The sequence below is a fragment of the uncultured Imperialibacter sp. genome, assembly GCF_963974565.1.
Lineage (GTDB): Bacteria > Bacteroidota > Bacteroidia > Cytophagales > Cyclobacteriaceae > Imperialibacter > Imperialibacter roseus.
Map to the genome: position 1 here is coordinate 127392 of NZ_CAXBCJ010000008.1, position 21088 is coordinate 148479.

The following is a 21088-nucleotide window of genomic DNA, read 5'->3' on the forward strand; positions in this document are numbered from 1 at the left end:
CCATTTTACAAAGGAGTTATGCCATTCACAGTGGTGTATTTGAAGCTGAGCTTCTGATCCGGATAAATGTATTTGAAAGCACTCTGCGACATCAGTGCAGCCTCATGGAAACCGCACAGAATAAGCTTCAGCTTACCCGCATACGTATTGATGTCGCCAATGGCATAAATGCCCGGTACATTGGTGCTGTAGTCCTCCGTGTTGACCACAATGGCACTTTTGTCGATACCCAGGTTCCAATCGGCAATAGGCCCTAGTTTGGGGCTGAGACCAAACAAAGGAATAAGGTAGTCGGCCTCGAAAGTATTGACTGTGCTGGCCTGGTCTGTGATATGCACCGCCTTCAGCACTCCGTCTCCATCGAGGCTATGCAGATTAGAATTAAGAAGCAGCCTTATTTTATTCTCCTGTGCCAGCTCAAACACTTTATCGGCTGAATCGAGCGCTCCCCTAAAAGTTTGGTTGCGATGCACCAGCGTCACCTCTTTAGCCACTTCAGAAAGAAAAATCGTCCAGTCCAACGCTGAATCACCACCGCCGGCAATCACGATCTTCTTATCCCTGTACTTCTCGGGGTCTTTGACCATATAATCCACCCCTTTGCCTTCGAACTTCTCCAGGTTCTCAATAACCGGCTTGCGGGGCTCAAAGCTTCCCAATCCGGCAGCTATTACTACCACACCAGCATGCACCTCGGTACCATCAGAGGTGGAGAGAAGAAAGCTGCCGTCTTCCTGTTTCGTCAGCCCGTCGACCCGCTCTCCCAATGTAAAAGTCGGCTTGAAAGGCGCTATTTGCTTCATCAGGTTGTCCACCAGCTCCTGCGCATTCACGGTTGGAAAACCCGGAATATCATAAATGGGCTTCTTAGGATATATTTCAGAAAGCTGTCCTCCCACCTGAGGCAGGGCATCTATCAAATGGCACTTGAGCTTTAACAGCCCAGCCTCAAACACGGCAAAAAGCCCAACCGGACCCGCTCCAATGATGCAAATGTCAGTCTTGATCATATTATTTAGTGTGGTAATATTTAGTGCAACAAATATTTATAACGAATTAACTGCTTTCTGGTTTTGACAACCTTCCTGCTTTAAGTCAAATTCTCGTAAATCTTATTGAGGATCCTGTTGAATTCATCGAAATCCTTTTCATTCAACCCCTCCCAGGCCTTCAGCCTGATTGAGCGCACTTGCTTTCGACTACTGGTCACCTTCTCACGCCCTTCTTCCGTAAGCTTAAGTATCGACACCCTCCTGTCCGCCGGACTTTCCGCCCTTTCCACCAACCCTTTAGTGCATAGAATGTCCACAATACGGGTGACGGTAGGCATATCCTTGTACATCAAAGCAGCCAACTCCCTTTGACTGAGTGCCTCATTTTCATCTGTCAGTTTCATTACCAACCACTGATCAACCGTCATGTCAAATCCCAGCTCTTTGAACTGCTGCTGGGCATACCATTTCACCTTGCGGGCAGTGCGGTCGAGCAACAATGAATATTGATTGTAGGGCTCTTTCAAATCAAATTAGTTAGTGCACCAACTAAAGTAAGGCAATCACAACGATCCTGCAATCTTTCCCTGATAAATATTAAAAGGCGGGTTACTCCGGTTTGTAAGGCGGAAGACATATAGGCTTGGTTGGGGTTCTGAAAAAAACTATGCCGGCCTGCCAAACTGTTACATCGAAATACTTACATCGCCATGATTTACACATTTAACGGGTCAGAGCTCAACGCTTACTTTGGGCTCAGCACCGACTACGCCAGAGAAAGAGATCAGCTAACGAAGGAGCAGGGACTCATCCACATACTTTGGAACCAAAGCAACCAGGCCTCCACAGTTTTTGTAGACAATACACCCATTGTACTGAAACCCAACCAACTAACAACAAGCACGTACTTGCAAAAAGTAGCTTTTGAGAAAGGCTCCTCTCCCATCGCTGCTTTTTCATTCAATCGTGAGTTTTACTGTATTAACACCCACGACCATGAAGTTTCGTGCAACGGCATCATCTTCTTTGGCACACAGAGCATTCCCATCATAACACTGAGGGACGATGAGATCGATAAATTTGAGATGCTTTATCGTGTATTTGTTGACGAGTTCACCACCCGGGACAATATCCAGGGCGAAATGCTGCAAATGCTGCTTAAGCGGCTGATCATCAAAATCACAAGGTTGGCCAAGACGCAGCTTATCACCAAAGAGCTGGATAATAACCAGATTGAGATTGTCAGAAAGTTCAATGTGCTGGTGGAAACGCATTTCAAAACAAAAAAACAGGTAGCCGACTATGCTGATATGCTTTTCAAATCACCAAAAACCCTTTCGAACCTATTTGCCAAATTCAACCAGAAGTCGCCACTGAGCATTATCCACGAACGCATTGTGCTTGAAGCAAAAAGGCAGCTGCTCTACACTGACAAAACCACCAAGGAAATTGCCCACGAACTGGGCTTCGATGAAGTGTCCTCGTTTCACAAACTTTTCAAAAAAGTCACCTCAATGGCGCCGCAGCGATTCAAACATGAGGCCAAAAACACCGCTATTGGGAAAAATGAACAATTAGTAGGGAAAAGCTGACTCTCACCCTGGCAAGCGGGCGGCGTAAAATTGTACTGTAAACGGTATTCAATTTTTAAATCACAAAACAGTACAACAATGTCAACATTTAAAGTACCCACGAAAGACGAAGTAACCGAAGGCAACAAAGCTATTTTTGAGAAATTGGAAGCGGGCCTCGGTTTCGTACCCAACCTTTACGCCTCATTTGCTCACAATGAAACTGCACTGAGCGACTACATGGCCCTGCAGAACCGGAAAAGCACCTTGAAGGCCAAAGAACGGGAAGTAATCAATCTGGTGGTGAGTCAGGTGAACGAATGTCAGTATTGTTTGTCGGCACACACCGTGCTCGGAAGAATGAATGGCTTCAGTGACGAGCAGATTCTTGAGATCAGAACAGGCCAGGCCTCGTTCGACAAAAGGCTGGATGCCCTGGCCAAATTTGTGAAAGACGCCACTGTCAACCGCAGCAAGCCTGGAAGAGAGTCAGTGGAGAACCTGTTTTCAGCCGGGTATTCTTCTGCTAACCTGGTGGATATCATTATGGTAATTGGAGATAAAATCATTTCCAATTTCATCCACGGTGCCACACAGGTGCCTGTCGATTTTCCTCTGGCTCCAGAATTAGCTGAAGTATCTATTTAATCCATCACTCCGTAAATTAAATTGACAATGATGAAGCAAACAGCATTCTTATTGACTATCCTGGGCATGCTTGCAGGGTTTGGCTGCCTCGCTCAGAAGGCCGAAACCATCAAGCTTGACCAAACACCCGGCGAGTTCGAAACAACTGAGCTTACTTTGAAACCGGGTAAGTATGTGTTCGACGTATCCAACAAAGGCGTGGATCATGCTGTTGGTTTTGTGATCACGCCAAAGGGAAAAACCGATCAGGAGAATCACATCAAAAGTTCCTATCTCACGAAGGTAATTGAGAATGGTGAATCAGCTAAATCCGGAGAAGTGAGCCTGGAGAAAGGCGAGTATGTCTACTTCTGTCCGTTAAACCCAACACCTCACTACCGATTGGTGGTTAACTGATGAAAATTCTAAAAAGGTGAGTTGAAAGGTCTTCCTGCTGGGAAGGCCTTTTTTATTTGCAAACATCCGGCGTAGCCACTAATAAAAAAGAATAGGGAAGCCAGCCTACAAGTTGTTTGCATGCATGAACATGGCAATCACCTTTGTTCACTCAACTTCTTCCTGTATATTTTCAATCGACTAACCCTACACACATCGCCAATGAAACGGTGGCTCTTTGTTTGTCTGATTTTTGTAAGCTACCCTCTCGTCCTTTCAGCAGAGAAAAACCCGTTCAACGGCTTTATTGAAAACAAGGGGCAATGGGACAACAGCGTGAAGTTCAGAAAAAAGGTTCCGCACGGATTTCTGCTGCTTCAGGACGCTGGCTGGGTCTATTATTTAAGCAACACTTTTGACAGTTCCCATGGCCATTTAGACGGTCAAAGCAGCGGAGCACTTCAGGAGTCGGCCGCACTTGGCGTGTCGCAGGCCATTTCCACCACCTTTGTAGGTGCCAACAAACACCCTGCTACCTCCACCATGGAGGCACAGAGCTACTACCATAATTTCTTTTTGGGAGCGGAGGATCATTGGGCCAGCAGCGTGCCGGAATTCAACGAAGTGCAATACTGTGATCTCTACGAGAGCATTGACCTGAAAATGGTTTCTTACGGCGGGGCATTCAAATATGACCTGATCGTGTCGGCAGGAGGCAACCCCGATCAGGTTGCCATGGAATGGAAAGGCTGCGGAGACGTGTACCTGCTGAATGACAACCTGGTCGTGGAAACGGAGTTTGGGCAAATGATAGAACAGAAGCCGTTTGCCTACCAGCTGATAAATGAAGACACTGTGGAGGTGCCGGCTCGTTTCAGCCTAGATGGCCAGCAGGTCTCTTTTGAATTTCCTGACGGCTACGACAAAGACAAAACACTGGTCATCGACCCGTTGCTCATTTTTAGTACCTACTCAGGCTCATCAACCGACAACTGGGGAAACACCGCCACCTTCGACAAGGACGGCAACACCTATGCCGGAGGCATCATTTTTGGAGCGAGCACTGGGGTTTTTGTTCCCTCCGTTGGAGCGTTTCAGGAAGGTTTCGAGGGAGTGTATGACGTAGTGATCATGAAATTCGATTCTACCGGAACGCAACTGCTCTACGCCACTTACCTGGGTGGGGATTTAGCTGAAACACCTGTTAGCCTGATTGTGAACAGTAGCAATGATCTGATTATAATGGGCGTGACTTCGTCCTTGGATTTTCCGGTGACTTCCGATGCATTTCAAACCGTTTACGGTGGCGGAGAAGGCGTGGACCCCTTTGGCAACGCATTCAACCTTTATACCAAAGGCACGGACATTTTTGTGAGCATACTAACAAACGATGGAACATCCCTAAGAGCTTCATCTTTCCTTGGTGGAAGTGAAAACGATGGGATTATCTCGGTTGGTGGTGCTTTGACATTAAATTATGGTGACCAATTCAGAGGTGAAGTGAATATTGATGATGAGGATAATATCTATATAGCTTCCAGTTCTCCCTCAGCAGACTTTCCCATGTCCAACCAAATATTACCTCATAGCGGGCAGTTCGATGGGCTTTTGATTAAAATGGATTCGAAACTCTCTGAGATGAAATGGGGCACTTTCATTGGTGGCGACACTACCGACGTGCTGTTCACGGTAAAGCCTGACGGAAAGGGTGGGGTTTATGCTGCCGGAGGAACAACAAGTACAACTTTTCCATTCGGCATCACCGGGTGGCAAAAATCACTTGCTGGCGCTGCCGACGGTTATGTCATTCATATCAATGAGTCGCTGCTCACTGTTGATGCTGCTACCTATTTGGGTTCATCAGCTACCGATCAAGTGTATCTCATGGATCTGGACAACGAAGGCAATGTGTACGTAGTGGGTCAGACCAAAGGAGCTTACCCTATTGTCGGCAATGCCTACATCAACCCCGGAAGCGGGCAGTTTCTACATAAGTTAAGTTCAAATCTAAGAAACACCATTTGGTCGACTGTCTTTGGGTCAAGAACCTTACCCTCTAATATTTCCCCTACAGCCTTTCTTGTCAGCGATTGTAACAATATCTATATCAGTGGCTGGGGTGGTAGCTCCATCAATCAAAGCAGTAGCTACAACCAGGGGAACACTTTCGGCATGCCGTTAACTCCAGACGCATTTCAATCCACCACAGACGGGGGCGACTTTTACCTGATTGTTTTTGAACCGGATGCAGCCGATGTTTTGTATGCCACCTACTTTGGTGGAAACCCAGGCAGAGATCACGTAGACGGAGGTACCAGTCGCTTCGATAAACGTGGAGTGGTTCATCATGCAGTGTGTGCGGGTTGTGTAATTCAAAATCCAACCGGCGGAACTCAAGGCGCATTCCCTACCACTGAAGGCGCATGGTCGACAACAAATGGAAACACAACGAACAACAATTGCAACCTTGGCGTCTTCAAATTTGACTTATCCACCCTTTCGGCAAGCTTTGTTACCAACACGCCCGACCTGCAAAACCCTGACATCAAAGAAGGGTGTGCTCCTTTTGAGTTTCTGTTCACCAACGAAAGTGTGGGAGGAGAAACTTACTTCTGGGATTTGGGCGACGGTGCCACATCAACTAATAGCGACACCGTGCGGCACACTTATCAGTCCGCAGGCGAATACACGATCACCCTTACTGTTACCAACCCAAATACCTGCAAAAACCTTGATGTGACAACCAGGCAGCTGGTGCTCACACAGGGAACGTACACATTGAGTCCCTCAGCAACTATTTGCTATGGCGAATCGATTCAACTGGAAGCCACCGGAGGTACTTCCTACTATTGGACGCCAGGTACGAGAGGGTTGAGCTCCACCGAGACCGGCAGCCCGACCGCCAGTCCCAGGGCCACCACCACCTATTTTGTCGAGATTTACAACGAAGGAAACAAATGCACTTTCATCGATTCTCTTACCGTCAATGTGCTTGAGGAAATCACTATCAGTTCAGAAATAGAGGCCATCTACAACTGCTCCGGCGTATCGGAATACAACTTTACAGGAAACGTACAGGGCACAGATTTAGCCTACTGGGATTTTGGCGACGGGACACAATCTTCAGTGTTGGTTGGCACCCATCAATATGCAACGGAAGGAACCTTCACCACAAGGCTTATTGCTCCCAATGAGCTTTGTGTGGAGGAAGTAGGTGAGGTGATCAAAGTAGGTGAGCTGATGGTTCCCAACGCCTTCTCTCCCAATGGAGATGGTGTGAACGACAGGTTTGAAATTCAGTACATACAACCGATGCCAGTTACCATAGTAGACCGGACGGGTAAGGTGGTTTACCAAAACAATGAATACACCAATCAGTGGGACGGCGATAACCTGCCAACGGGCATCTACTACTATGATGTGGTGCTACCCGATTTCACCACCTGCAACGGATGGGTGCATTTGCTCAGATAAGTGCGTGTTAAAACTTCTCCTCGTACACAGTGCCGTTAGCGTTGCCCAGCCTCACTTCTGTGACCTGCCCGGCTCCTTCAAAAGCAAATCGTATACCTATGATATCGCCTATCGAGCCAGACTGATTCTCGGTTAGCACGGATGTTCCGTTGAGCAAAACCTCAAATTTATCTCCCGTTCTTGATACGTTCAATGTTTGCCATTGCGAAAAATCGCACCCAAAGCCACTCAAGTCTTCTGTCTTCCCGTCGATCCACCTGTTCCCGGTTAGCAGGCCCAGGTTAGACACACAGCCCTTGTCGGACAATGGAATAATCACAGCACTTTCGGTGGCCAGCAAATAAATGATCACATTGCGGCAAACCGACTCCTCGACAGTGGAAGCATTTCTCAAACTTGCTTCAAAGACGAAATCGGTTCCGTTCATCCCCTCAAATTCTCTCACATTGTGGAACGTGGCCCAAGTCTCATTAAAAACGGCGGCACCTGATTTTTCCCGAAATACTTTTGATGAAATACCCATCCATCCTTTTCCTTTTATTTCGTCAGAGTGGAGATACACTGGCACTGGCGACTTATCGATCATTGCCTTCCAGCCAAGTGATTTGATAAATACATTGTCCATCGCTTTCACTTCGCCGTCGACAATAAGCCTGGCTCCAAAATAGCCTGGGTAGTAGTAGATAGAGGTGTGGTAATTGCCTTTTTCATCTACCTTTTCTCTCCGCTCAGGGTCCCAATTTTGCTGGATGTAGACATTATCTGATTCATACTGAGCGACGTCATAATGAAAAATGACGGAGTTGGGCAGGTCATCGGAAGTTTTCTTGCTTTCGAACAAGGGCTTGGGAAGCTCTTTCTTCTCCGGTGTTTCAGGCTTCTTTTCTTCCTTGCCCATCATCAAAAATGAGGCGATAACCAACGCAATCACACCTACCGGTGCAATCAGCAGCAGGCCATTTTTCTTTTTGCTTTTTTTCGGGGCAATCACCCTGTCAGAATTAAAAGAACCCTCGCTGGCGGTAAGCTCTGGTGGTGTCACCGGAATACCTCCTTTTTGGCGAAACTGCCTCCAGTTGTCATATCCAACGAACTGAGCTAAAGCATTTAGCGTGGCCACGTTAGGCGAACTTTCATATTTAACCTTGCCCCAAATACGCTTTAGCGTAGTCACGCTCAGCCTTACCTGTGTCTTTTCAAATATCTTTTCGCTGAGTATTTCAAAGTCCTCACTGGTCCACAAGCTGGAGTTGCCCCAGCCAAGCCGTGACTCAATTAATTTCCTGCAGTGAGCTATCAAATATTCCATTCTAATTGAAGATACAATTTTATACGAAAAAGTCGACTAAAGGTATGCAGACCTTGCGTGAATGATCTTGAACAAACTTGAACACCCGTTGGAACATCTGTATAATGAACTACAGCGATCTTGTTACGATAGTCAAACAAAACTCAAAACAAATGAAAAGATTGAATCAATTGACATTGCTATGTATCGCTTTGTTTTTTAGCCAATTAGCCGTGGGGCAATCCTACGATCTACAGCAACTGCTAAAGAGTGAGAGCCTCACGGTCATCGACCGCAAAGTGACACCACTCAATGACGGTGGAAAAAATGCGGTTTCCTTTTCCGACAAAAGCGACGCTGGTGGCTATGCCCTAATCAAAGGCCTGGAATTCAGCGAAGGCACGATTGAAGTTGACATCAAAGGAAAAGACGTGCAAGGCAAGAACTTTGTTGGCGTTGCTTTTCACGCTGTGCCTGAAGACGGCAAGGAGACTGCCGCCGATATTGTTTATTTCCGTCCTTTCAATTTCAAATCTGGGGAACAAATTCGTCGCAGCCACTCAGTGCAGTATGTAAGTCCACCCCGGTGGGACTGGAGCGAGCTGAGGGAGAAGTATACCGGAAAATACGAAAACGAAATCCCCTCCCCACCTGATCCGAACGGCTGGTTTCATGCCCGCATAGAAGTGAAAGGCAAAGAAATCACTGTTTTCGTGGACGACGCAAAAGAGCATTGTTTAAAAGTGACCAAACTCAACGACAGAACCACGGGCAGCGTGGGGATATGGGTGGGTTACGCCACCAACGGCGACTTCGCAAACCTGACAGTCACCAAATTAAAATAAGCCGGGAAATTATGAGAAAGTTAATTTCTATAGCACTTGTGCTGATAGCAGGGATATGCTATGGCCAGAAAAAAGCGACTGTTAAAGTGCCTATGAAGCCCGAGCACTGGGAGTTTGCTCCCGGAAAAGTGGAATTCATCGAACACAAGGGCCAGCCATCGATGAAGATCCTACCACAGGCAGGCTTTGCCGTGCTCAAAGACATGGACTTCACCAACGGCACGATCGAGTTCGACATGGAAACCATAGATCCGAACTTTGCTTCCTTTTATTTCCACTGGCAAAGCCAGACAGAAAACGAATGCTTCTACCTGCGAACTGCCAGGATTGGCTACCCAACTGCCAAAGATGCGATCCAGTACGCACCCTTCGTCGGGGGAGTCAATCTCTGGGACATCATGGATCATTACCAAACCAATGCTGTGTTGAAGCGAGAGGAGCCTAATCACATAAAGCTGGTAGTTTCCGGAAAGCAAATGATGGTGTATGTCAATAGCAACTCGCCGACTCTTTACGTGCCTATGCTGGAAGGCAACACAACAGCGGGGACCATAGCCTTCGACAGTCAGGTGATTATTTCTAATCTGGTAGTCAAACATAACGAAACTGAAGGTCTCTCCCCTTTGCCCGGGGCTGACCCAACAGATTCGGATCCCTATTATATCAGAGCCTGGCAGGTCAGTGAGCCGGTTGCTGCCGGGCAATCAAGCCTGGAGTTCAGCCCAGGTTACATGCCCAGTGATACTACCGCCTGGGAGGCCATAACAGCTGAACGAAGGGGCCTTGTTAATCTGACACGAAAGTATGGGCAAAGCAGACCACGACGTATGGTTTGGTTAAAAACAACCATCAACTCAGCGAGTGAACAGAAGAAGTCGATTGACCTGGGTTTTAGCGATGAAGTTTGGGTAATGATTAACGGCAGGGTGCTGTATGTGGGTGCCAACCTCTATGGTCATCCAATCATGAAAGAACCTGACGGAAGACTTTCCTTATCCAATAGCTCGTTCGAAATCCCGTTTCAGAAAGGTGACAACGAATTGCTCATTGGTGTCGCCAACAATTTCTATGGCTGGGGAATTGCCGCCCGCTTCAAAGACCTGAATGGGCTAACACTCGAAAAGTAGCTGTTCGAAATATTTTAACCCTGGCTATTGACACAGTCAGGGTTACTTCTATATATTTACGTAAGCACTTACGTAATTTAAATCACTTATGGATTTTTATCAAATGGCTGGCAAAATGGCCGTGGGCAGCAGACTGCGAAAACTCAGTGACATACTTACTGAAAACGCCGCCAAGGTATATGATGTTTATCAGGTTGACCTGGAGCCAAGGTGGTTCCCGGTATTCTACACCCTGGCGAAAACCGAAGGCCTTGGCGTAATGGAAATTGCACAGAGTATAGGACAAAGTCATGCCTCTGTGAGCCAGATAATTAAGAAAATGAAAAAGAAAGGCCTGATTGCCGAGGTGAAAGACGAAGCCGATGGCCGGAGAAGTGTGGTAGAGCTTTCAGCAAAAGGCAAAGAAGTGAGTGAAAAGCTGGAACAGCAAATGATAGACGTCAAGAGCGCCTCCGAAGAGCTACTTTCCGAAATGCAATACGACATGTGGAAGTCCATCGAAGAAATGGAGTTTCTGCTTGAGCAAAGGAGTCTTTTCGATAGAGTAATGGCTAAAAGGAAAGAAAGAGAGGTGCAAAAAGTGAAAATCGTCGACTACCATGCTAAATATCAAAACGACTTCAAGCGATTGAATATCGAATGGATCGAAGCCTTCTTCAAGGTGGAGAAAACGGATCTCCTTTATCTGGACAACCCCAAATCATACATCATCGACAAGGGTGGGCATATTTTTTTCGCTGAATACGACGGAGAAATCGTTGGGACGTGTGCCCTGGCAAAGATGGACGATGAAACTTTTGAACTGGCAAAGATGGGAGTAAGCCCCAAAGCCCAGGGTAAAAAGATAGGCTGGTTGCTCGGCCAGGCCTGTATCGATAAAGCCAAAGCCTTAGGTACGAAGCGTATATTTCTCGAGAGCAATACCCGACTGGTACCAGCTATCAATCTTTATCATAAATTGGGTTTCCAAAAGGTGACCGGACCTCCGTCGCCTTATGAGAGAGCCAACATACAAATGGAATTGATTTTATGAGCAACATTGTCTTTACCACACCCGCCTCCGATGACGATCTTCAGCAAATTCTCGATGTTCAGGAGAGAAATCAACCCCATAATATAACACCGGAGCAGCTAGCCAAAGAAGGCTTTGTAACAGTGCGGCACAACCTGGATTTGCTTCGTTCAATGAATGAATCTGCGCCACAAATCATCGCAAAAGACGGCGACAAAGTGGTGGGCTATGCGCTTGTCATGCTTCAGTCATTTCAGGATTTGATACCCGTATTAAAGCCGATGTTTGTAACGCTTGAATCGCTCAACTACCGGAACAAGCCTATGCAGTCTTACAACTATTACGTGATGGGCCAGGTGTGCGTAGCTGAAGGATATCGTGGCATGGGGGTTTTCGATGGCATGTACCAGCAGCACAAAACGTTGTATGCCAATCAATTCGACATGTGCATCACTGAAATTGCCTCAAGAAACCCCCGCTCTCTCAGAGCTCACCAGCGGGTTGGGTTCCAAACCATACACACCTTTACCGATGCTACTGACACCTGGGACATCGTGGCCTGGGACTGGAGCTAACTCCTCTTGATGACATAAAGTAATCTATTTTGAATATCTTATATTGGCTGTCGGATATATTCAAATAGTTATGAGACTTTACATACCTGTGTTCTTTCTAACGCTGCTCTTGATTACTTCCTGCGAAAAAAAGGAAAGGAAACCATCCAAAAAAATTCTTTTCAACACTCCTGCCAAAGTGTTCGAAGAGGCTATGCCCATTGGCAACGGTCGCCTTGGTGCTATGATGTACGGCGATGTTGCCAAAGAAAAGTTCTCGTTGAATGAAGAAACGCTTTGGTCGGGCGGGCCTGTCGATGCCAACATGAATCCGGAGGCATACAAACATCTCCCCGCTGTAAGAGCAGCCCTTTTCAACGAAAACTACCAGCTGGCTGACAGCCTCGTCCGCAATATGCAGGGTTCCTTCTCACAGGCTTATGAGCCTATGGGCTTTCTTACCATTGATTTCGATCATGCTGGCGACCCAATTAAGTATAACAGGTCGCTTGACTTAAGCCGGGGCATTGCAACTGTTGACTATGAAATAAATGGCACAGCTTTTCATAGAGAAAGCTTTGTGTCATTCCCTGATCAGGTAATGCTGGTGAGGCTTTCTGCTAAAGGAAATGACAAGTTAAATTTTGAACTGGGCTTGAATAGTAAACTTCCGTTTTCCATTGTGGCCGAGGGAGCACAGGTGGCCATGAAAGGCTTCTCTCCTATCAAGTCGGAGCCAAGCTATCGGGGCGATATGCCCGATGCGGTGAAGTATGATAGCTTGAAGAGCATGCGCTTCTGCACCATCGCCAAAGTGCTGTCGACCGACGGAACCTCTGCCGCCACCGACGATAGAGTAAAAGTGTCCGGGGCCTCGTATGCCATCATAGCACTTTCTGCCGGTACCAGCTTCAACGGCTTCGATAAGCAACCCGGCACAGCGGGGAAAGACGAGATGGCTACCGCTACACAATATCTCACCAAAGCTGAAGGATCCGATTACGACATCCTGCTGGCAAGACACAAAGAAGACTTTGGTAAGCTATTCGATCGGGTGTCGATCGATCTTGGGCACTCAGCGGCCGACACGCTGCCTACTCCTGAACGCCTCAAGCGCTTTGCAGCAGGTGAAGCAGATCCGGACCTTGCCGCCCTTTACTTCCAATACGGCCGTTACCTGCTCATCAGCAGCTCAAGACCCGGAGGCACACCCGCCAACCTGCAGGGCATTTGGAATGAGCATGTGCGCCCACCCTGGAGCAGCAACTACACCACCAACATCAATGTGGAAATGAACTACTGGCCGGTAGAAGTGGCTAACCTGTCGGAACTGCATGAGCCGCTTCTGCAATTCGTCGGAAAGCTGGCTCAAACCGGTAAAGTCACTGCCAAAAACTTCTACGATGCAGACGGATGGGCGCTTCATCACAACTCTGATATTTGGGCAATGACCAACCCTGTGGGTGATTTTGGGAATGGCTATCCAGGCTGGGCCAACTGGGGCATGGGCGGCCCATGGATCAGCACCCACCTTTGGGAGCATTTTGCCTTCACCAGAGACACCGTCTTTCTTGAAAACCACGCTTATAGCTTGATGAAAGGTGCCGCTCAGTTTTGTCTCGACTATCTTGTAGAAGGCCCTGACGGTTATCTGGTAACTGCTCCTTCCACCTCCCCCGAAAACGACTATATCACAGACAAGGGCTACGTGGGTGCCACTTTTTATGGTGGCACGGCCGACCACGCCATGATCCGGGAGTTGTTCATTGACCTGATAGAAGCTACCAAAGTACTTAACAAGGATGAAGATTTGAGGAAGGAGTTGGAAACCACACTGGACAAGCTTTACCCTTATCAGGTTGGCCAGAAAGGAAACTTGCAAGAGTGGTACCACGACTGGGAAGATAAAGATCCTCACCACAGGCATATCTCTCATTTATTCAGCATTTACCCCGGGCGCTCCATCACACCCTCGAGTACACCAGATTTAATGGAAGCAGCCCGACGCTCTTTGGAGCTTCGCACCAACAATGGCACGGGCTGGTCAATTTCCTGGAAAATCTCTTTGTGGGCCAGGTTGTTGGATGGCGATATGGCGCTGGATGCCATCAAAAAGCTTTTCAACTATATCGGCACAGAGGAAGGCGTTCAATACCAGGGCGGCGGCACTTACCCTAACCTGATGGACGCCCACCCACCGTTTCAGATTGACGGAAACTTCGGAGGCGCAGCCGGCATTGCCGAAATGCTGCTGCAAAGCCATGAAGGCGTGATTCATCTACTTCCAGCATTACCCTCTGAATGGAAAACAGGGAAAGTCACCGGGCTGCGTGCCCGTGGCGCTGTAACAGTTGACATAGAATGGAAGGATGGAAGCCTGGTGTCGGCAGTCGTCACGCCCGACTTTGAGGGAGAATACACCATCAGACTCGGAGACAAAATGCAGACAATAGCGGCGAAGAAAGGAAGCAGGCAATCAATAAAATTCTAACAATATGGCGTACGATGAACACCTTGCAGAGCGAATTGGCCAAAGTCTGAAGTCACACAAAGTATCGTTTGAGGCCAAGAAGATGATGGGAGGGCTTTGCTACCTCGTCGATGGAAAAATGACTGTGGGTATTGTGAAAAATCAATTGATGGCCCGCATCGACCCTGATACCTACCAGGAAGCACTACAGCGAAAAGGAGCGAAAGAAATGGACTTCACTGGTCGGCCAATGAAAGGCTATGTATTTGTCTCGCCAGAAGGTATGGATTTGGATGAAGACCTGGACTACTGGGTCGGGCTGGCAGTAGAATTTAACCCCAGGGCCAAAGCGAGCAAAAAGAAATCGTAAATTGTGGCTATGTCAAAAGTTATCCTGAGTAAAAAAAGCATCAAAGAGCAGCAGGCAGAAAGGATGAACAGGTTCCTCAGCCTGTCAGCCGAGGAGAAACTTGCATTTTTACTAAAGCTCAACAGCTATGCTGCAATGATGAAAAGAGAGCCCCTAAAAAGGCCGCAGGGAAAAGGGCTTTTGATTACAAAGCAGGTCAAAAATGACTAACGAGCTTCCGGAATTCCTTAAGGTAATTGATTCGCTCAACAAACATCAGGTGCTTTATATGGTGATTGGTGGGTTTGCTGTTAACTATTACGGTCACAGCAGGGTCACCGGAGACATCAACTTGTATCTCAAAGATTGGTTGGAAAATCGCCAGAACCTTATCAACGCTATTGAGTCACTCGGCTATGGACGATTTGAATCACTACTCAACGTTCCGATGATAGCTGGCTACTGTGAGATCATGATGGATGACGGGATGTATGTCGACCTGATGGCACAAATTCCAGGAATTGATCCGCTGGCTTTCGACGCAGACCTGGCGCAATGCGAAACGGCAGTTATTCAGGGAGTGTCGGTATTTTATATCGGATTTCGACAGCTACTGAAGAACAAGGAAAGCACTGGAAGAAATAAAGATTTGCTTGACCTAGAAGAGTTACGGAAAATAAGAAAGGATTAGAATATGTCTTTCACTTTCAAACTAAAGCCAACAAGCACTACAGACTGAATTTTATCCTCCCCAACGAACCGGTTTCGTAGTTCGAATTTTCCACTGTCGGCAAGGGCAAAAATTTCTATGATCTCTTCCCCTGGATAGACGACCCAATATTCTCGTACGCCACTTTCTTCATATAAGCTGTACTTGTTTTTGAGGTCTTTGGCAGCTGTAAAAGGAGAAAGTATTTCAACCACCAAATCGGGAGCACCTATGCATCCCATGTCGTCCAGCTTGCTCTGGTCACAAACGACCATTATGTCAGGTTGAACTACGTTGAAAATCTCTTTGTCTTTGCTGCCTTTCTTCGATGGAAGTCTGACATCAAACGGAGCAAAGTATACTTCACACGGATGCCCCTCTAAAAAATTGTACATCTTATTTCCAAGTGACGCACTTACCTTTTGATGGCTGCGGCTAGGGCCAGGCGACATATGAAAAATTTTTCCTTTGATCAGCTCCACCCTATCCTCAAAAGTCCACCGCAAATAGTCGGCATAGGAATAGGCTGCTCCCGAATCAAGGAGGGTAATATCGTCGATATTTTCCTCTGGCATATTATATTTTACCGGCATCCTATAAATATAAAAACTTACTGCCTTTTTGTAAAAAGAAACCCTGACCATTTTGCATGATCAGGGCCCGCATATATCTACCCGGTTTAAATCAGTTTACATCCATCGTTGGGTCAAATTCCGCCTTCCAGGCAAGAATTCCGCCTGCCATATTGTAGGCATTGTCAAACCCTTTCCTTTCCAGAAATTCTACGACCGTACCGCTTCTTCTTCCGCTTCTGCAGTACACCACCACCTGCTTGCCTTTCTCCACTTTATCGATATTGTCGGCCATGTTACCCATAGGTATGTGCAGCCCGCCAATATTGGCCTGAGCCACTTCATTCGGCTCTCTTACGTCAATCAGCTGAAAGTCAGCCCCTGAATCCATCAGTTTTTTCAGTTCGTTTACACTTATTTCCTTCATGGCTATTCCCGTTCTTTAATCTTCGAAGATCAAATTAAGTCCTTCAAAAAACAACAATTAAATGCTTAATCAGTATTTAAAGCCACTAATTTTTTTGAAAAGTTCCAAATAAGCCTTCACTTTGTCGCCTTCAATTTTGTAGTTACAGCATATGAGCAGCAAAAAACATTTCGAAACCAACGCCATCCGTACACAGGCAGAACGTTCGTCACAACGAGAACACAGCGTGCCTATCTACGCCACGTCTAGTTTCGTATTCGATAATGCTGAGCAAGCCCGTGCGTTGTTTGCCAATGAGGAAGAAGGGAACATTTACACCCGCTTCTCCAACCCTAACAACGACGAGTTCATTCAAAAGCTTTGCCTATTGGAGGGCACTGAAGACGGTATGGCCATGGCCTCGGGCATGGCAGCCATGTTCACCAGCATGGCGGCTTTTCTGAACAGCGGCGACCACATTATCGCCTCCCGTTCTGTTTTCGGCTCCACGCACCAGATTCTGACGCAGCTATTCCCCCGCTGGGGTATCACACATACTTATGTGGACCTTAGCGACCCGGCAGAAGTGTGGGAAAAAGCTGTAACACCCAATACAAAAATGGTTTTTGCGGAAACTCCCTCTAACCCAGCGCTCGACTTGATAGACCTGGAGTGGTTGGGACAATTTGGTAAAAAGCACAACCTGATCGTCAATATTGACAACTGCTTTGCTACACCTTATCTACAAAACCCGGCCAAATACGGCGTGCATATCGTTACTCACTCCGCCACCAAATTTATCGATGGCCAGGGAAGAGCGATTGGTGGTGCTGTGCTCGGCAGTAAGGAACATATTGAAAAAGTGAGGTTCTTCGCCCGCCACACAGGCCCGGCCATGTCACCATTTAATGGCTGGATTCTCTCCAAGAGCCTCGAAACGCTGGCAGTGCGAATGGAAAAACATTGCGACAATGCGCTCAAGCTAGCCACTCACCTGGAAAGCCACCCCGAGGTGGTTTGGGTGAAATATCCTTTCCTTCCTTCTCACCCCCAACAGGCGTTGGCCAAAAAACAAATGACCCTGGGCGGCGGTCTCGTTACCTTTGAGCTGGGTGGTGGAGTGGAAAGAGGAAAGAGATTCCTCAATTCCCTGAAAATGATCTCGTTCTCCGCCAATTTGGGAGACACACGCACAATAGCGACTCACCCTGCCTCTACTACACACTCGAAGCTCAACGCAGAAGAGAAAAAAGTAGTGGGCATCACCGATGGGCTAATCAGGGTCTCTGTGGGACTGGAACACCTGGATGACATTAAAGAAGACCTGGAGCAGGCTATCAAAGCTTCAAAGTAAACACATCACTTTGCTGCAAAAATAGCCAACCCAGCCGCCCCTAAATAAGAACGGCTGAGTTGACGTAGGTGGCAAGGCATGTCCACCACTATTAAATCTTAAAGAACCACGAGCAATTAGGCAGTGGAAAGGAGTTGACCTCCCCGTCCTGAAACACCGTAACACCAGCGAGAGCTATCTGGAAGGCACGCCCTTCCCGATGCTGAAACCTAACTCCAGGCATCAAAACCAGTGCAGAGAATTTTTCATAACCGGACTCATCCGAAATCCTTACCGAAGTAAGCATTCCATTGCTATCGAAGTTATCATGCCACATACTGCTCCTGCGGTATTGGCTGGCCACAAAAAACATGGAATCAAAAATAAAACTTGACTTACTACCTACCGGTGTTACACCAGCAATCGAAAACGATGGTGCTTTTGCCATTCCATTTTTCTCAGATTGGTAAGGAATATTTGGGTAGTATCCTCCAAACTCGTCAGGGGTAACGGGATAAACGCCCGGCTTTGCGTAGTAGCTTTCTGTTCCCGTCCCAACGTACAAATAGCCAGCGGAGAAAGTAATATTGCTCCGTCGGTCCCCTAGTGTTACCATCCCCCAGTGAAGTGCTCCCGCACCTTTGAAGTTATTGAGATATCCGGAGGATCCCAGTAGTGTTCCTATGCCAAAGCTAACTTTCTCATTTCGAGTTGGGATTGACACTTTGAACACTCCAACGAACGGACTGGCTATCCAGGTAGACATGATGCCCGCTGAAAAGTTGTCGGCCAGAGAAAAATGAACCTCCGGCCCATACAGGTTCAGCATGCCATAGTCCTCCCCCTTCCTGATTGGTAGTGCGTTGGTAGTGAAATAGTACCTTGTACTGAACGGGTCATTGCCCTGGTACTCTCCGGTTACGTCAATACGATCCGACTCGGCAAAGGGTCTGATCGTTTTGACATCGCTCTTGGCTATATAAATCTTTCCAAGGTTTTCCGTTTCAAGAAGTATTTCTCTCCCATCATCGCTCACAATCACACCTACTCTTACAACACCGTCGTGAGTAGTGACAATCACTTTTTCTGCCACGCTGTCGGCAGCTGGTTCCTGTGCATAAGCTGCAAATGAAATAACAAGAGCAGCCACAAATGAAAAAATCAGTTTTGCTTTCATGGTACGAATCGTTTAAAAAATGATATTGGTCTTATAAAAATCTTAAGTTCGAAACCTGAATTCCAGGTAGGCCAGGCACTATCAGCTATAGCCTCCGCCTTTAAAAAAATACTCGCATAAGGATGCTGAGCAATAACACGAGATCAAAAAGTAGTGATAGCATGCTATCCGCTATTGTAGGTTATGCAAAAAGTCGGCCAATTATTAATTATTGAAACCTTAAACCGATCAAAACGCACTATGCCCAGATCAAGACAATAACACTCACTTGCATATTCTGTCGCCCTTAAATCATATTCTGCTGCGGATCATATGCTGTCCCTTGTCAAATATTACTACTTTTGCAGCTTCCGAATAAACAGCAAAAACAATGGATTCTGCAGAATTGAAAAAAGTGGCCCTCAACGATGTTCACGTTTCCCTGGGTGGTAAAATGGTACCTTTCGCAGGCTACAATATGCCTGTTCGCTACTCCTCCGACCTGGACGAACACCATACCGTTAGAAATGCCGTAGGTGTGTTCGATGTGTCGCACATGGGTGAGTTTATGGTAGAAGGCCCGGGTGCCCTGCCTCTCATCCAAAGCGTGACATCCAACGATGCGTCGAAACTGGTGAATGGACAGGCGCAGTACTCCTGCCTGCCCAACGACAAGGGCGGCATTGTGGACGACCTGCTTGTATATAAAATGGCTGATGAGAAATACCTGCTGGTGGTCAACGCCTCTAACATCGACAAAGACTGGAACTGGATCAGCAGCCACAACTCCTTCGGAGCGAAAATGACCAATATCTCAGACGCCACATCCCTTTTTGCGGTGCAAGGCCCCAAGGCAGTAGAAGTCCTTCAAAAGATCACCAGCGTCGACCTTTCAGCTATCGGATACTACCACTTCACGTTAGGCGAAATGGGCGGTATCAAAGACATTATCATTTCCGCTACGGGTTATACGGGCGCTGGAGGTTTTGAGCTATATGTGAAAAATGAGGACGCTAAAAAACTGTGGGACAAGGTATTTGAAGCTGGAGCCTCGGCGGGCATTAAACCTATAGGTCTTGGTGCCAGAGACACCCTGCGCCTGGAAATGGGCTTCTGCTTGTATGGCAATGATATCGACGATACCACCTCTCCAATTGAAGCCGGGCTGGGCTGGATCACCAAATTCACCAAGGAGTTTACTAACTCAGCTGCGATCAACGCACAGAAAGAAGCTGGTATCAGCAAAAAGCTGGTGGGCTTCGAATTGGTTGACAGAGGCATTCCACGAGCGCATTATGAATTGTTCAATTCCTCTGAAGAAAAAATTGGCGAAGTAACATCCGGCTCACAATCGCCGACACTCGGCATAGGCATAGGCATGGGCTACGTGAACAAGGCATACAGCCAGCCCGACACGGAAATATTTGTAGGGATCAGAGGCAAATTCCTGAAGGCCAAGGTGGTAAAAGTGCCTTTTCTAAAAAAGTAAACTGATGAGGAATATTGATGTCTGCCTTTCTCCGGAATTAATCCATCAATACGAGTTAAAAGGCAAAATTGTGGTGGTGGTGGACATACTCAGGGCCACCTCCTGCATGGTTTCAGGCTTGGCCACCGGAGTAGCTGCCATCAAACCATTGGCGGATGTGGACATCTGCAAAGGGCTTAAGCAAGAAGGTTATTTCACGGCGGGTGAACGCAACGGCAGCAAGGTGGAAGGCTTCGACATGGGCAATTCCCCTTTCGAATACATGGAGCCTCATCTGAAGGGGCAGAAAGTGGCCGTTACCACCACCAATGGTACCCTTGCCATCGAAAAATCAAAGACGGCAGATCAAATCGTTATCGGTGCCTTTCTCAACCTGACTGCCGTTGCCAAATACATCCAGCAGCAAGACAAAGACGTGGTTGTGGTTTGTGCGGCCTGGAAAGGGAAAGTGAATCTTGAGGACAGCTTGTTTGCCGGCGCACTGGTTGAACGACTGGCCGCTTCGCACCAACCTGAGTGTGATGTCCCCCGAATGATGGTAAAGCTATACCAGATCGAAAAAAATGACCTCTTCACATTTGTGAAGGAGTCGTCGCATGCCCGCCGTCTCAACAAGCTGGACGTATTCAAGGACATCGAATTTTGCGTGCAGGAAGATACGTTTGATATCGTTCCCGTGCTGAGAGACGGACATCTCGTTTTAGCGGGCTAAAGTCGT

The 21088-nt window shown here is 47.3% G+C and carries 21 protein-coding genes; 15 read left to right on the forward strand and 6 right to left on the reverse strand.

Features of this window, described 5'->3' with window-relative positions; genetic code table 11:
• Positions 1–5: 5 nt before the first annotated feature.
• The gene (locus AAC052_RS13065; protein ID WP_317487880.1) at positions 6–1010 is read right to left on the reverse strand and encodes an NAD(P)/FAD-dependent oxidoreductase; all 1005 of its coding nucleotides are present in this window, start codon (positions 1008–1010) and stop codon (positions 6–8) included.
• 80 nt (positions 1011–1090) lie between these two features.
• Positions 1091–1519 carry a MarR family winged helix-turn-helix transcriptional regulator gene (locus AAC052_RS13070; RefSeq protein ID WP_317487881.1) on the reverse strand — a complete coding sequence of 143 codons (429 nt, stop codon included), beginning with the start codon at positions 1517–1519 and terminating at the stop codon, positions 1091–1093.
• 183 nt (positions 1520–1702) lie between these two features.
• On the opposite strand from AAC052_RS13070, the gene AAC052_RS13075 reads away from it, so the two are divergent.
• The 4 genes from AAC052_RS13075 to AAC052_RS13090 all read left to right on the forward strand — a co-directional run bounded on the left by AAC052_RS13075 (position 1703) and on the right by AAC052_RS13090 (position 7060).
• Positions 1703–2584, forward strand: a complete 882-nt coding sequence (locus AAC052_RS13075; RefSeq protein ID WP_339813822.1) for a helix-turn-helix domain-containing protein — start codon at positions 1703–1705, stop codon at positions 2582–2584.
• A 78-nt stretch (positions 2585–2662) separates the two neighbouring features.
• Positions 2663–3211, forward strand: a complete 549-nt coding sequence (locus AAC052_RS13080; protein ID WP_339813823.1) for a carboxymuconolactone decarboxylase family protein — start codon at positions 2663–2665, stop codon at positions 3209–3211.
• A gap of 27 nt (positions 3212–3238) precedes the next feature.
• Positions 3239–3607, forward strand: coding sequence for a plastocyanin/azurin family copper-binding protein (locus AAC052_RS13085; RefSeq protein WP_339813825.1), 369 nt, complete (start codon positions 3239–3241; stop codon positions 3605–3607).
• Positions 3608–3808: 201 nt separating this feature from the next.
• Positions 3809–7060 (forward strand): PKD domain-containing protein, encoded by a 3252-nt coding sequence (locus tag AAC052_RS13090; protein WP_339813826.1) that lies wholly within the window; start codon positions 3809–3811, stop codon positions 7058–7060.
• A 7-nt stretch (positions 7061–7067) separates the two neighbouring features.
• Here the strand turns inward: AAC052_RS13090 and AAC052_RS13095 are convergent, their stop codons facing one another.
• Positions 7068–8369: a hypothetical protein gene (locus tag AAC052_RS13095; protein ID WP_339813828.1), complete on the reverse strand. Its 1302-nt coding sequence runs from the start codon at positions 8367–8369 to the stop codon at positions 7068–7070.
• Positions 8370–8521: 152 nt separating this feature from the next.
• Between AAC052_RS13095 and AAC052_RS13100 the strand changes: the two genes are divergently transcribed.
• The 8 genes from AAC052_RS13100 (at position 8522) to AAC052_RS13135 (ending at position 15396) form a co-directional block, all read left to right on the forward strand.
• Positions 8522–9193: a hypothetical protein gene (locus AAC052_RS13100; RefSeq protein WP_339813830.1), complete on the forward strand. Its 672-nt coding sequence runs from the start codon at positions 8522–8524 to the stop codon at positions 9191–9193.
• Positions 9194–9204: 11 nt separating this feature from the next.
• Positions 9205–10320 (forward strand): hypothetical protein, encoded by a 1116-nt coding sequence (locus AAC052_RS13105; protein ID WP_339813832.1) that lies wholly within the window; start codon positions 9205–9207, stop codon positions 10318–10320.
• 88 nt (positions 10321–10408) lie between these two features.
• On the forward strand, positions 10409–11353 hold the full coding sequence (locus AAC052_RS13110; RefSeq protein ID WP_339813833.1) for a GNAT family N-acetyltransferase: 945 nt from the start codon (positions 10409–10411) through the stop codon (positions 11351–11353).
• Positions 11350–11907, forward strand: a complete 558-nt coding sequence (locus AAC052_RS13115; RefSeq protein ID WP_339813835.1) for a GNAT family N-acetyltransferase — start codon at positions 11350–11352, stop codon at positions 11905–11907. Before AAC052_RS13110 ends, AAC052_RS13115 begins: the two co-directional genes overlap by 4 nt.
• A 70-nt stretch (positions 11908–11977) precedes the next feature.
• Positions 11978–14377, forward strand: a complete 2400-nt coding sequence (locus AAC052_RS13120) for a glycoside hydrolase family 95 protein (RefSeq protein WP_339813836.1) — start codon at positions 11978–11980, stop codon at positions 14375–14377.
• A 4-nt stretch (positions 14378–14381) separates the two neighbouring features.
• Positions 14382–14726 (forward strand): TfoX/Sxy family protein, encoded by a 345-nt coding sequence (locus AAC052_RS13125; RefSeq protein WP_317487892.1) that lies wholly within the window; start codon positions 14382–14384, stop codon positions 14724–14726.
• A 9-nt stretch (positions 14727–14735) separates the two neighbouring features.
• Entirely contained in the window at positions 14736–14936 is a 201-nt protein-coding gene (locus tag AAC052_RS13130) for a hypothetical protein (RefSeq protein WP_317487893.1), read from the forward strand.
• Positions 14929–15396 (forward strand): hypothetical protein, encoded by a 468-nt coding sequence (locus tag AAC052_RS13135; RefSeq protein ID WP_339813838.1) that lies wholly within the window; start codon positions 14929–14931, stop codon positions 15394–15396. Before AAC052_RS13130 ends, AAC052_RS13135 begins: the two co-directional genes overlap by 8 nt.
• Here AAC052_RS13135 and AAC052_RS13140 read toward each other — a convergent pair.
• Both AAC052_RS13140 and AAC052_RS13145 read right to left on the reverse strand, forming a co-directional pair.
• Positions 15393–15989: a Uma2 family endonuclease gene (locus AAC052_RS13140; protein ID WP_339813839.1), complete on the reverse strand. Its 597-nt coding sequence runs from the start codon at positions 15987–15989 to the stop codon at positions 15393–15395. The two genes, AAC052_RS13135 and AAC052_RS13140, sit on opposite strands and share 4 nt — an antisense overlap.
• A 109-nt stretch (positions 15990–16098) precedes the next feature.
• Positions 16099–16413, reverse strand: coding sequence for a rhodanese-like domain-containing protein (locus tag AAC052_RS13145; protein ID WP_317487896.1), 315 nt, complete (start codon positions 16411–16413; stop codon positions 16099–16101).
• Positions 16414–16564: 151 nt separating this feature from the next.
• On the opposite strand from AAC052_RS13145, the gene AAC052_RS13150 reads away from it, so the two are divergent.
• Positions 16565–17746, forward strand: a complete 1182-nt coding sequence (locus AAC052_RS13150) for an aminotransferase class I/II-fold pyridoxal phosphate-dependent enzyme (RefSeq protein WP_317487897.1) — start codon at positions 16565–16567, stop codon at positions 17744–17746.
• A 91-nt stretch (positions 17747–17837) separates the two neighbouring features.
• Here AAC052_RS13150 and AAC052_RS13155 read toward each other — a convergent pair whose 3' ends face one another.
• A complete protein-coding gene (locus AAC052_RS13155) occupies positions 17838–18902 on the reverse strand; it encodes a hypothetical protein (RefSeq protein WP_339813842.1) in 1065 nt (354 codons plus the stop codon).
• A 370-nt stretch (positions 18903–19272) separates the two neighbouring features.
• Between AAC052_RS13155 and gcvT the strand changes: the two genes are divergently transcribed.
• Entirely contained in the window at positions 19273–20370 is a 1098-nt protein-coding gene (gene gcvT, locus AAC052_RS13160) for a glycine cleavage system aminomethyltransferase GcvT (RefSeq protein WP_339813843.1), read from the forward strand.
• A gap of 4 nt (positions 20371–20374) precedes the next feature.
• Positions 20375–21082, forward strand: coding sequence for a 2-phosphosulfolactate phosphatase (locus tag AAC052_RS13165; protein ID WP_317487901.1), 708 nt, complete (start codon positions 20375–20377; stop codon positions 21080–21082).
• Positions 21083–21088: the final 6 nt, after the last annotated feature.

Excerpts from the sequence above, each read along its gene's own strand:
- AAC052_RS13065 (WP_317487880.1), bottom strand. The coding sequence starts at position 1,010 with ATGATCAAGACTGACATTTGCATCATTGGAGCGGGTCCGGTTGGGCTT.
- AAC052_RS13075 (WP_339813822.1), top strand. The coding sequence starts at position 1,703 with ATGATTTACACATTTAACGGGTCAGAGCTCAACGCTTACTTTGGGCTC.
- AAC052_RS13080 (WP_339813823.1), top strand. The coding sequence starts at position 2,663 with ATGTCAACATTTAAAGTACCCACGAAAGACGAAGTAACCGAAGGCAAC.
- AAC052_RS13085 (WP_339813825.1), top strand. The coding sequence starts at position 3,239 with ATGATGAAGCAAACAGCATTCTTATTGACTATCCTGGGCATGCTTGCA.
- AAC052_RS13090 (WP_339813826.1), top strand. The coding sequence starts at position 3,809 with ATGAAACGGTGGCTCTTTGTTTGTCTGATTTTTGTAAGCTACCCTCTC.
- AAC052_RS13095 (WP_339813828.1), bottom strand. The coding sequence starts at position 8,369 with ATGGAATATTTGATAGCTCACTGCAGGAAATTAATTGAGTCACGGCTT.
- AAC052_RS13100 (WP_339813830.1), top strand. The coding sequence starts at position 8,522 with ATGAAAAGATTGAATCAATTGACATTGCTATGTATCGCTTTGTTTTTT.
- AAC052_RS13105 (WP_339813832.1), top strand. The coding sequence starts at position 9,205 with ATGAGAAAGTTAATTTCTATAGCACTTGTGCTGATAGCAGGGATATGC.
- AAC052_RS13110 (WP_339813833.1), top strand. The coding sequence starts at position 10,409 with ATGGATTTTTATCAAATGGCTGGCAAAATGGCCGTGGGCAGCAGACTG.
- AAC052_RS13115 (WP_339813835.1), top strand. The coding sequence starts at position 11,350 with ATGAGCAACATTGTCTTTACCACACCCGCCTCCGATGACGATCTTCAG.
- AAC052_RS13120 (WP_339813836.1), top strand. The coding sequence starts at position 11,978 with ATGAGACTTTACATACCTGTGTTCTTTCTAACGCTGCTCTTGATTACT.
- AAC052_RS13125 (WP_317487892.1), top strand. The coding sequence starts at position 14,382 with ATGGCGTACGATGAACACCTTGCAGAGCGAATTGGCCAAAGTCTGAAG.
- AAC052_RS13130 (WP_317487893.1), top strand. The coding sequence starts at position 14,736 with ATGTCAAAAGTTATCCTGAGTAAAAAAAGCATCAAAGAGCAGCAGGCA.
- AAC052_RS13135 (WP_339813838.1), top strand. The coding sequence starts at position 14,929 with ATGACTAACGAGCTTCCGGAATTCCTTAAGGTAATTGATTCGCTCAAC.
- AAC052_RS13140 (WP_339813839.1), bottom strand. The coding sequence starts at position 15,989 with ATGCCAGAGGAAAATATCGACGATATTACCCTCCTTGATTCGGGAGCA.
- AAC052_RS13145 (WP_317487896.1), bottom strand. The coding sequence starts at position 16,413 with ATGAAGGAAATAAGTGTAAACGAACTGAAAAAACTGATGGATTCAGGG.
- AAC052_RS13150 (WP_317487897.1), top strand. The coding sequence starts at position 16,565 with ATGAGCAGCAAAAAACATTTCGAAACCAACGCCATCCGTACACAGGCA.
- AAC052_RS13155 (WP_339813842.1), bottom strand. The coding sequence starts at position 18,902 with ATGAAAGCAAAACTGATTTTTTCATTTGTGGCTGCTCTTGTTATTTCA.
- gcvT (WP_339813843.1), top strand. The coding sequence starts at position 19,273 with ATGGATTCTGCAGAATTGAAAAAAGTGGCCCTCAACGATGTTCACGTT.
- AAC052_RS13165 (WP_317487901.1), top strand. The coding sequence starts at position 20,375 with ATGAGGAATATTGATGTCTGCCTTTCTCCGGAATTAATCCATCAATAC.